The sequence below is a fragment of the Haladaptatus sp. QDMS2 genome, assembly GCF_029338295.1.
Classification (GTDB): domain Archaea; phylum Halobacteriota; class Halobacteria; order Halobacteriales; family Halococcaceae; genus QDMS2.
In genome coordinates this window covers 2,169,537-2,180,835 of the sequence record NZ_CP119791.1, presented here as the reverse complement: position 1 = coordinate 2,180,835, position 11,299 = coordinate 2,169,537, and the positions used below count along the sequence as shown (strand labels likewise).

At 56.2% G+C, this 11,299-nt stretch carries 9 protein-coding genes and 1 pseudogene; 6 read left to right on the top strand and 4 right to left on the bottom strand.

The features are described from left to right. Positions 1-219 precede the first annotated feature (219 nt). The 4 genes and pseudogenes from P1M51_RS11830 to P1M51_RS11815 all read left to right on the top strand — a co-directional run. On the top strand, positions 220-2,163 hold the full coding sequence (locus P1M51_RS11830; RefSeq protein ID WP_276274520.1) for a bacterio-opsin activator domain-containing protein: 1,944 nt from the start codon (positions 220-222) through the stop codon (positions 2,161-2,163). Between the two features lie 239 nt (positions 2,164-2,402). Beyond that, entirely contained in the window at positions 2,403-2,555 is a 153-nt protein-coding gene (locus P1M51_RS11825) for a DUF2080 family transposase-associated protein (protein ID WP_369685305.1), read from the top strand. Beyond that, positions 2,545-2,769 carry a hypothetical protein gene (locus P1M51_RS11820; RefSeq protein WP_276274518.1) on the top strand — a complete coding sequence of 75 codons (225 nt, stop codon included), beginning with the start codon at positions 2,545-2,547 and terminating at the stop codon, positions 2,767-2,769. The genes P1M51_RS11825 and P1M51_RS11820 overlap by 11 nt, the downstream gene beginning before the upstream one ends. A gap of 7 nt (positions 2,770-2,776) precedes the next feature. Next, positions 2,777-3,214, top strand: a pseudogene (locus tag P1M51_RS11815) (hypothetical protein); the annotation flags it as partial. A 13-nt stretch (positions 3,215-3,227) separates the two neighbouring features. Here P1M51_RS11815 and P1M51_RS11810 read toward each other — a convergent pair. From P1M51_RS11810 to P1M51_RS11795, 4 genes are all read right to left on the bottom strand, one after another. Further along, the gene (locus P1M51_RS11810; protein WP_276274517.1) at positions 3,228-3,716 is read right to left on the bottom strand and encodes a hypothetical protein; all 489 of its coding nucleotides are present in this window, start codon (positions 3,714-3,716) and stop codon (positions 3,228-3,230) included. Further along, entirely contained in the window at positions 3,717-4,019 is a 303-nt protein-coding gene (locus tag P1M51_RS11805) for a CopG family transcriptional regulator (RefSeq protein ID WP_276274516.1), read from the bottom strand. A gap of 2,048 nt (positions 4,020-6,067) precedes the next feature. Next, a complete protein-coding gene (locus tag P1M51_RS11800; protein WP_276274515.1) occupies positions 6,068-6,733 on the bottom strand; it encodes a hypothetical protein in 666 nt (221 codons plus the stop codon). A 323-nt stretch (positions 6,734-7,056) separates the two neighbouring features. Beyond that, a complete protein-coding gene (locus P1M51_RS11795) occupies positions 7,057-7,509 on the bottom strand; it encodes a hypothetical protein (protein ID WP_276274514.1) in 453 nt (150 codons plus the stop codon). Positions 7,510-7,886: 377 nt separating this feature from the next. On the opposite strand from P1M51_RS11795, the gene P1M51_RS11790 reads away from it, so the two are divergent. Next, entirely contained in the window at positions 7,887-8,861 is a 975-nt protein-coding gene (locus P1M51_RS11790) for a hypothetical protein (RefSeq protein ID WP_276274513.1), read from the top strand. Positions 8,862-10,467: 1,606 nt separating this feature from the next. Next, positions 10,468-11,163 carry a hypothetical protein gene (locus P1M51_RS11785; RefSeq protein ID WP_276274512.1) on the top strand — a complete coding sequence of 232 codons (696 nt, stop codon included), beginning with the start codon at positions 10,468-10,470 and terminating at the stop codon, positions 11,161-11,163. The last annotated feature ends 136 nt before the right edge of the window (positions 11,164-11,299 follow it).

Sequence of the window (11,299 nt, the reverse complement as noted above, 5' to 3'; positions counted from 1 at the left end):
TTGTTGTTTAGTACACTCTCTCCGAACTGAACTAAAAAACCAGGGGGTTCGTCATGTTAACAATCGAATAGACGGGTGCCGTCGGGCGGTCCGTGGAACCTCCGGCACGTCGGGCGTATACCCACAACAGTTGTCATTTACACCGGCGTCTGTTCACTCAGGTGACATGCAGGTCGAAGGCCGATGTGTTAAACGGTTGTGTCCCCTGGCTAGACGGTGATGGCGCAGACAGCCCCCGCCGTCTTACTCGTTGGCCGTTCGGAGCGGGCGTCGGTCCTCGCGGAGGGACTCACAGACCACCACGACCTCTCGGTTCGCGTGGTCACAGACGAGGCCCCGGCACGCTCGGCACTCACCACATTTCGCGGCGTCCTCGTCGTCGATTCAGTTCCCGGCGGCGACGACCACGCGTTCGTCGAGCGAGCCCGAGCGAGTAACCCTGCGTTGCCGATTCTCTACCGCTACGAGGCAGAACGCGATGCGGCTGACGCACTCGCCGCGGGGGCGACCCAGTGTCTCCCGGCGAGTGAGCCAACGCGAGATAGCATCGAACACCTCGCCCGGGCGGTCGGCCACCAGCGGTCGATGCGCGACACACTCGAACTCGAGGCGGCAATCGAATCGCTCCCTGACATCTTCTTCCTGTTCGACATGGACGGGACCTTCCGGCGCTGGAACGCGAACGTGACGGCCGTGACCGGCTACACCGACGAGGAGGTCAGACACATGGGACCGACCGACTTTTTCGGCGAAGACGTCGCGCTGGTCAGGCGAACCATCCACCAAATCGTCGACGACGGGCAGGCGAAGGTCGAAGCCGACCTCGTGACCAAACACGGCAGGACCATTCCTATCGAGTTCACGGGCGCGTTGCTCACCGACGACGACGGCAACCCCTGGGGAGTATGTGGCATCGGCCGGGACGTTTCGGTGCGACGGCGGCGCGAAGACGCCCGCAAAGAGCAGGCCAGACGCCTCCGGCGGTTGAACCACATCAACCGGGTCATCAGAGACGTGAACGCAGGGCTCGTGCAAGCGACCACGCGACTCGAAATCGCCCAGACCGTCTGCGAACGCCTCATCGAGGACGACCGATATCAGTTCGCGTGGATCGGCGAGTACCACGTCGCCGCAGACCGCGTCGAACCCACGGCGTGGGCCGGAGAGGGACAGTCGTATCTCGAAGCCCGACCGACTGCGGGCAAGTTCGACGGCGGCGTCACGGCGAAAACCGCCATTCTCGAACGCGAATCGCAGGTGGCGATGGACATCACCGCGGACAGCGTCGCCTCGCTCTGGCGCGAGGCGGCCTTAGACCAGGGCTTTCGGTCTGCGCTCGCCACACCGCTGGTGTATAACGACCAGATTTACGGCGTCCTCGCGCTGTACGCCGACGAACCAAACGCCTTCGACCGCGTCGAGAAGACGGTGTTCGCGGAACTCGGCCAGACCGTCGCCGCGGCCATGAACGCCGCCGAAGCCCGAACGGCGCTCATGACGGATACCGTCACGGAACTCGAATTCGTCCTGACCGACCAGGAGGACTTCCTCGTGCGCGCCGCCCAGCACATCGAAGCCCAATTCTCCCTCGACGGGTTCGTCCGCCGCGACGACGGCACGCTCGTCGAGTTCATCACGGTCCACGGTATCGACGCAGAGACCCTCGCCGACCTCGCGTCGCGAAGTCCCGACGAGTTCGCCGTCTCCATCGTCTCCGAAAGCGAGTCGTCGCACGTCGTCCAGCTCGAATACGACGGCGAGTCCGTCGTAGACCTCGTCGGCGACTACGGCGGCACGGTCAAGCAGGTCATCTCAGCCGACGGCGAGGTTCGCGTCATCGTCGAACTGCCCACCGGAACCGACGTCGCAGCCGTCGTTGCGGCCATCGAATCGAACTTCGCGGAACTGTCGCTGGTCGCCCAGCGCAAGACCCAGCGCGAGCGCCGCTCGTCCGTCGATTTCCTCGCCGGCGTCGAGACGAAACTCACCGACCGCCAGCACGACGTCCTCCAGATGGCCTATCTCGCCGGCTTTTTCGACTGGCCGCGGGCCAAATCCGGCTCCGAGATGGCCTCGTTGCTCGGCATCTCCCACCCGACGTTCTCCCAGCACCTGCGCATCGCCGAGCGAAAGGTGTTCGAAGTGCTGTTCGACGAACTATGATGTGTGCTACCGCCACTCTCCCCTAACGGCTTTGGTTCGCCTTTTTAGCTGAATTGAGGCGCTAAGCCCCCTTCCTCAACGAACGAGCGAAGCGAGTGAGTAGGGAGGGGATACAGCGTCCCCAGACCGCGGAGCGTTCTGGTGTGCGACGCGTCTCGTCAACGCTGCACGGTTCTCAAACACGTTCAACGCTCGGCCCACCGCCATCTTCATGTTGAAACATAGTGTAAACACAGGTGATGGACAGACACGAAATCGAAGGCCACGAAGTCATCGACGGAACGGCCAAAGTCACCGGCAACGGGGCTCACGTCCTCGTCCCGAAACGGTGGCGTGGCGCAGACGTGAAAGTCGTCCGCACGTCAGACCCAGAGGGCGAACATGACGGTTGATTCACCACTCACTTGCTATATCTGCGGGGAGACGAGCGACCGCGCCACCGTGGACCTCATCGGGTGCTTCAAAGACCAAGACGCTGCAAGCGAACGGTTCGAGGAGAAACACGGACGAGAACCTGAAAGTTATCTTGACGTGTGTTCCTCGTGCCAAGACGAGAACCCGAACCACGCCCGAAACGCCCGCGAGAAATATGGCGCATACGAGTAGCACCACCCTGAACTACAACTACAGGTATCGGCTCCGACCGTCAGACGCTCTCACAGAACAGTTAGCGTGGACTGTCGATACCTGTGAACCGCCTCGGGGTAAGCCCCGAGGCACTCGCCTTGTTTATCTGTAAACAGGTCTACAACCACTTCCTCCACCGGCTCAACCGCATCGACGACACATCTGCGTACTCGGAGCAGAGGCTCCTACCGAGTCTCAAGACGTGGTAGAACGACCTGAAAGGCGTTCACTCACAAGTTCTAAAGTCGTGCAACGCCTGTACGACAACCTCTCGATGCTCCGTGGACGAACGAAGAATGGCTACCGCGTCGGCCAACTCAAGTGGAAATCACCGGGCGAGTACCGAAGTTTCACCTACAGTCAATCCGGCTTCGAGCTCAAGAACACGAGCGGTCGGACCCGATTGTGGCTCTCGAAACTCGGTAATCGTGCTGGATTCACTCCAAGAGCGTGCGTGCATACCGGTATATCGGTGTCCCGAGCCAGTCTCGTCCCGTCGCAATCGATTCGAATGCTTCCTTCGCCTCGTCCCCTGTGAGCACGCTTCGCTTTACCAGTGCTCGAAGGACGATTGGTGAAAGCACCACGTCGGCGTCGACGAGCTGTTGGAGTTCTGGAAGCGCTCTGAAATCGTCCGTGACGAGAAACGGTGCGTCCTCCTCACGTACCACCGCGAGACAACTTGCCTCCCCTGCATCGATACGACTCGTTTCGAAGGCTTCCCCGGTCTTCTCGACGATATCGATTCTCGCCCGAGCGTCAATGACGGTGGCTGCCCCCGCTCCATGTCGGTCGTCGTAATCGGCCGTTTGCCCGAGCTCGTCGAAGACCGTCTCGGTGGTCATCACGTCGAATTCATCGAGAACGATGTCGATGACATCACCGACTGCGAGTGAAACGAACGCACTCGTATCTACGACCAACATTCAGAGGTCTGCGAGTTTGTCCGAGAGTTCTTCGCCACGGTCGAGGACTCGTTTCGAGGCAGCCACCGCCTCGGCGTCCTGGCGTCCGATTATCTCTGCGAGGTTTTCCAGTTCGATTTGGCCGTCGAGATAGAGTTCGACCACTGCCTCCCGAAAGCTCTCTTCTGCCTCTATCTCTGCTAGATACCGTCGCAGCGCCTCGATGAGTACCTCGGTGCGATTCTTGTGTGACACTTTCGCCGCAATATCGGCGTGCGTCACCAACTCCTCTGGAAGACGGAAATTGACTCGCTTGGTGCTCATCGTTGTATGCACAACGTATGTACAACCACAAACTTGTTTCGCCGAAATTTCGATGGCTTTCGTGAGTTGGAATCCCGGTCAACGACCGTCAACTCTAATTTCCACAATCGGTTTCCCTTCAGGGTTTTTGGGTGCAGATTCAGTCCCGTTTTACATCGAATTTTGGCGCGAATCGACGGATTGGGTCGAAAAGTATCTCTGAACCAACTGTTACTGACGAGTATTCACAATAGGATAGTTCTCCCACGGCTCGGATTCCTATTCCGGGTTTTCTGGGCTTCTACAGGCTGGATTCTGCAGATATTGGATTTCCGAATTCGACGAACCTACCCGTGACAGTAGCTTTGAAAGTGAATCAACCCTACGTCAGTGAAACCGTGTCTTCGGGCGTTTCGAAGCCTCTATGTTCGCATCACGGTTTTCGAAGTAATCTTTGTCTGGAACCTACACCATCGGGCTGATTCTCCGGAAGAGATGTTCCTGTGTAGATTCCAAGGCGAGTGTGGAGGAAGGTGACGTGCTGTGCGCCGAGATAGTATTATTGCCAAACCGTGGGTTTGAGGGGGTTGAAACCCGGGAATTCGAGTATGCATGTGCGTGTGAAACCCGGGCTGATTCGGGTGTTTTGAGGGAAATATGGGCGCTATGAGTTCCACAATCGGTTTCCGTCGTGCGGTTTTGGATTTTGGCGGTCTGATTCGAGATTGAACGGCCTGTTTCACGCGACAACACGAATTCTGAAACTCTCGAAAAACCCACTCCTGTGGGCTCTCTCCTCTGAATTCCGTTTTCACTGTTCCTCTTTCAGCCCTCGGCTTCTATCGTTCACACGCAGCGCTACATGCTGTTCTCACGCCTTCTTCCGGAGGTTCAAGCCGATTGTGGAAACTACGTTACTCGCTGAGCGACCCTCGTTTTTGTGTTCGGCCATTCTCAGGCCCGGATTCCGCGTGTGGAACGATTTGTGGTGTTCATTCGGAGTTGGATGCACTGTCTCGGAAGCAGCCGTGCGGTTGAGTTCGGCCTCGCCAGTTCGAGGTCACTATCCACGGTTGCGGATGCAGCGACGACCTTCGCACTCAAGTTTTCATACTCGGCTTACGTCTGGTGGTTTCACAGTGAATCTGAATCAGAACGTGTCTCTGTCGTCGCTCTACTTGGCTCGGACAGCTCGTTTCTGGGCATTTTCACCACTACTCTGGCCTGGTCTCGGGTGTTCATTCTCGGCTTTACGGGTCGAGTGACGGGCTTCAGGTGCATTGGACTGTGTGTGCGCTTGCTTGTGACGTCATACTCGGGCTTAGCGCCCGGAGGAGTGGAGAGTAACGCGACTGGATTCGAACTAGGTTGGGATTTTTGCAGAGCCATTATTGGAGTTTCAGCGCCCGTGGGGTGCGTATTCTGGAGGTTCGTCGAATCGAGATGCTGCTTCGAACCCACTGAAATCCCCGCTCAAACGTTCATAATCGGTTTGCGTCTGGTGGTTTCGTAGAATAAGAACTTCTCGGCATTTTTCGATATGGAATCTCCACACGCCCGTCACGCACCCGGATTTGGTATCCTCTACGCTTCCACTGTCTCTCTCGCCTGTGTTCCCGCATACGTAATTCAACCTAGTTCCCACTTGCTCTGTTCTTGGTTACGCTCTTCCGGGGATTGAATCCGATTCTGAGACCACAACTAGACACTGAGCGTTGCCGAGACGCTTGTTTCGTCGGGTGGACGTCTTCACGTCGATTATGAAACGCAGTTTCTCTGGGGAGACCACTCAGGCCGAGAACGGTATCCCTCATATGCGATTCTCACACTCCACAATCGGGTGCAGTCGTGTGGTTTCGTATTTCTCTAACCCACGTAGGGACGCCTCATTCAGTGGGCTTCGGTAATCGAGGTCGTAGACGACGTCGCTGTTGTTCGGGGTCTCCCATACCGAAGGTGACTCCTGAACCTCAGAACATAGTGCCGTCACTTCTGGTGGTCTTCATCACTGCGCTGATGAACAGCTCTGGCGCCCTGACGCGATGGGCTGGGCGCTGTGACCGCGAGTGTTACCTTGCTGGTCCGTCATAGCGGCCCATTCCTCCGTGGAGTTGGCCATCGACGGAAACCCAGCCTTGCTGGTCATCGGTGAAGACTGCTGGCGAGGTGGTCGCCTCGAACGTGTTGAAACTGTTTGCTAGCCAGAACCCCCACTCATTCCAGCCTTCGAACCGAATCTCCCCGACGGTAACCGTTGCCGTCTGATCTGCCTCGTAGGTCGTCCCGATCACGCTCGTGAACGTGAAACAGGTGTCCGTCTCCGACCATGGATCCTGGCACGAGGTGGCTGCCACGTCGTTGGCTGGGACGATGAACGACGCATTGCCAACCGGGTAGCGTGTCTCGATATCGTGCTCGACCGTGGTCTGCCAGGCAATCGAGTACCTGGTCGGGTCGCGAACGAGTTCCCGATTCGTCATATTGGCTGGAATCTCGTCTGGGCCAATCTCTTGGCGATCGATCACTGAGCCATTGGGGGCGTATGTCCAGAGCACGTAGCGATCTTCTCCGACCAACTGGTCTGCGTGCAGGCGCAGCATCGGCCCGTGGGGAGTCTGGACGACGGCTGCCTCCCAGTCTGTGACTTGGGTTCCGGTGTCGTCGTAGATCCATAGCTCTGAAACCGGATCTGACCCACCGTCTGTTCCGGCAGGGAATGGCAAGAACACGGTCACGTTCTCAATGGTCGTGTTCGTACTGATCGATGTTGTGTAGGCGTACGAAGAGTAGTGACTATACATGAAGTCGGGCGGGAACAGTAACATACCGAGGGCAGCCAACGGCATCAGAACCACAACAACCGCGACAACGAGAATCACACGTTGCCTCTTCGATACCATACGATAGTAGACGTTAATATCAAATATATAACTATTGTGCAGGGAGATAACACAACGCAGTCCGATACGCCTAATTCTACCGTTTCCCCGATGGTTACAGCACCACCGTAGACGGGGTGACCGTTCAGAGACGACAGATACGCGGTACCGGAATCCAGTCAGAATAGTTGTTTGAGAAATGCAACTGGATTGGGGCTCGTGTCGTCTGGGTCGTCCACAGAGCGGTTTTCATCATTCGGCGGGGAAGCGTCCGGTCTTGCTGTGGTCTCAGCGTTGGGTTTGCGCTCGTCGTGTGCGGGCTTGGTCTGGTCTGTGAGGTGGGCAACTGCCTGGTCGTAGGCTGCCTGATTCATCGTTTTCGTGGCGAACGACAGGTCGATTTCCTGGCTTTTGTACTGGTATGTGCCGTGGTGTTGGATGCTCATCACGCCAACTTGGTCGACTGCAATTCGATGCGTGCCTCGAAAGTGGGGCGTTTCGACCCGCACGAGTTCGGGGCTCACTTCGACACGAGTGACTGCTTCGTTTCTGAGCACTGCTTTCGCGAGCGTGCGGGCTTGGTCATGATCTCCCTGCTGATGTAACTCCCGCAGTCGCTCGTCGAATGTCATTTGTTCCTGACTGTCAGAACAGAATAAATACGTTCCGTACATGTTATGTGTATGATATATACTGTCGTGGTCGGCACTACTGAACCGCCCAGCCTCGCCTGTCCGTCTCTGTTCCCTTGTTTTGTATACTCAGACAGTGTTTGTGGAAATGCGACGAGAGATACGGGTCTGACTGCGTGTCACGACAAACACGGACACGAGGTTGCCCAGATTGTGGGTGGCAGACGATGTGCTCAGACTGTTGGTCGACGCGCATGACACAGAATTCATCCTGCGAGCATCGGGGTAGAAACGTTGAATTACTGTACTTTCTGGGTGTTTTAGTCACGTCTCTACGCAGCTATAAATCACTGAATCACCACTCTAGTGATTGAGTGATGTCGAAAACAGTCCGCATCTCGGATGAACTCTACAGGGTGTTAGACGACTACCGGCGAAAAGACCAGACGTTCCAGGCCGTCATCGAGGAGTTGGCGAGACGGGCGGGGCTGTTTCCGACGACTATCAAAGACGTCGATGCGCTCACGCGAAAACTCGAGGAGGTGTATGGCTACGATTCTGCGGCGGTCACTCGCGTGATACGTGCCCTCCAGCGTATTTACATCGGCCAGGAGAACGAACGGTCGATTGGCGTTCCCCACGAAGATATCGAACCGGAGTACGGCAACGAGGTCGACGCCCTCGAGCGGTTGGGGCTCATCGAAGCCCGTCACTACACGGGGAAATACGAGTATGGGTATCGGACGACGGCTGTCGGGGCGCGAGTCGGTTCAGAACAGGTTCGACGGACTCTCGACGAACACGATGCAGACCTGCGCGAGCTGTTCAACGGGTACAGTGCACCTGTCCTCGCCGTACTCGTTCGGTTCGGATTCGAACAGACCGATACCGGTCACCTCTCAACACGGGGAGCCGAGTTAAAATGGCCACGGGATGATTCGCTCATCAGCGACGAGACGATACAACACCACTATGAAACCTTCATCGAGCAATTGTCGGAGATGGGTCTGGCAGTCACCCACTCGGAGGGCTCGTTCACCGTGTTGCCTCCGGAGTTCAACGAGTATCTGCAGACGACGAGTGCTAGGCAGACGGACACGCTCGGTGAAATCGAACTGTATCGCCTCATCAAACGCTACGCCACCGGAGACCTCACCACTCGAGGGGAACTCCTGGAGCAGTTGCACGCAGCGAATGAGGATGACCTCGAAGCAGTCGTCACCTCCCTTCACGACGAGGGGCTCACCTCGAAATACAGTCGAAACAACGACGCGCCATTTCTGCTTACCGACTACGACCAGCTGTTGGTTGCGCTTCGTGAGCGGGTTACGCGGGTGCTTGGGGACCGGTAAGTGGTATCTTGTGTGTAGATACTCCGACTCTCTGCTGTAGAACGTGTCCTTGTGGAGACTATCTCGGAAGTGTAACGCCAACTACAGAATTACACGACAACTGCTATTGAATGCGTTCGTCAGATATGAGTGACTGAACGTGCCTTCTTCTGGGTGTCGTCTTTCGTAGAATTGTCTTTCTTGAGGTAGATGACTAACAAGCACAAGAGCACACCAGCCGCGTATCTCGCGTGTTCTGGCGTTCTTGCCTGCGTTAGGAACTTGATTAGTTGGAGTATATCCGATATAGTGATGTTTTCTGAATCATTCATCGAAGAAGTTGATTACCATATAATATCAAATATCTTTAGTTTCTACTGGTTACTTCTGAACGCTCGAGTGAGTGGCCCGGAGCACTATCAAATCTGCCCCTGATTTGGTAGCTCCCTCGAGATTTGGCACTCAATTTCTCGTGCAGTCGAGTGGGACACTGGACGAATGGGGTTCAACACGGAGAACGACGGTAGCGAGACCGTTGGCACCGGATTGAAGACTGTTGAACGCCCCCGGGCGCTCGCGGTCGCTCAGGCGACATATCGGCTTCGCCGATAGGGGTCGCTGAGGCGACCAGACACGCGCGAGCGCCCGGCCCCGTCCTCCCACCCCGTGGCTTGTGTGGTGGTCTTCGACGCTCATTGCGAGAATTGACTTTGCGAAAGCGGGTGCTGTGGGAGGAACTGCTTAGAAAAAACTGTCTCTTCCGTGGCGGAGCCGGTTAGTTGCGACACTGTGCTTTCTCAGAGCCCAGTTGGTATCTGTGTTCAAGAAGTTCGAAGATGCTAGACAGCAGTCATCTATGTCCCTTGGACTCTTTCGGTCCTCAGCCGTCAGATTTGTTAGCCATTTTGGGAGGCCGCCTAATTCGAGTAGTTGCCTAATTATCGCTATTTCTCCAGTGGAAAGTCTCCCTCTCGTTGAAATACGAACGAAGGTTGACGCGAATAACCCTCGTCAATTGGTTCGTTGTTGCGTACCTTGATGAGTTCAGTCTGTGGGAACGGCTCTGCAAGTTTCGTTCCCTGCGCAACAATATATGTGGTCTTGTCCAATTCATCAAGATGGTCGCTATATGTATCGCTGTCGCTGACGTGTTCGAGGAATTTTTTAGTTAGTAGAGCCGCACCATATGCCTATTTCCAGAACACTATGGTGATTCAAACTGTCTCAGTTGTTTGGATTTCTTGCAATAGTTTCTCTACAAGATTGTCGTAGGTCTAGGTATGGACAGACGCGAGTATCTCGAACTCCTTGCGGCGGGGGGAGCAGCGGGGGTTGCAGGCTGCGCCGAACAAAACCAAGAGACCACCGATGAACCTCCAGCCGACGACGTGCCAACAACTGAGAGTACCCCGACGCCTCAGCCGACGAGTGAAGCCCCATCAACCGAGACCACGACCAACACTGAGACCACGACCACGGCTGACCCACCGTCTGAAACAGAGACACAGACTGAACAGCCAACAGATTCACCCACGACAGAAACCCCGAACGAAACGTCCACTGAACAGCCCACAACGGAAGAACCCACAACAGACGAGCCGACGAGCCTGCACAAGCTTCCTTTGAATTGCTCTCGTTTGAGGTACCCGACGAGAAAGTCATTATCGGCGAGGCGTTCACCTATTCGTTCACGGTCCAGAACACGGGCACATCCACAGGCGAATTCTCCACGCTCATCACCATCGTAAACGATGAAGGGATTTCGCATCCCTACAAACCATTCGAGTGGACAGCAACCATCGAACCAGGCGAAACGGTGACCTTCGAGAGCGAGCCCCTCACTAGCTGGTGGGATAGTAGTCCGTGGTACATTCAGCTATCCGCGTTCGACGCAGAACAATCCGTGTGGTTCTCTCGACCGCGTCTTGAATTCGGTGAGTGGTTCGAGCTTGGCAACGGATTACGGATGACCATGCAGTACGATGTAGACGAGGTTCACTTCGACCACGAAACCGTTGCGTTCTGCCCAGACCAGTCCCACGCGTACGTCTGGGTCGAGGTCGAGGTTCCCGACGGAGTGGGGTGGCCAGATTACTACCAACTCTTTCTCCTATCGGGCGGGGAATGGGCTTACGCGAAAATGGGTCGCCACCCGGGATACTACCTGTATGGCGTCCCCGAATCATCCACGAAGACTGGGTGGCTGACGTTCGAAGTGAGCGAGACATTCTCTGAAAACGATGTCACCGTCTCGTGGGAGGACGAGGACGCTATCGGATCAACGGGTGCGTACTGGACGAACAATCCTGCAGCCCTCCCCTGAGTCATTCGAGGTGGGACGACTCGATGAGAGGGGACGACTCTCGCTCTTGACTGACTTCTTGTGAGGAGCAGGGAATAGACTACTGCATGAATCTGGACAAATTCGGACCAGATGTGCCACACTTCCATATGGCACT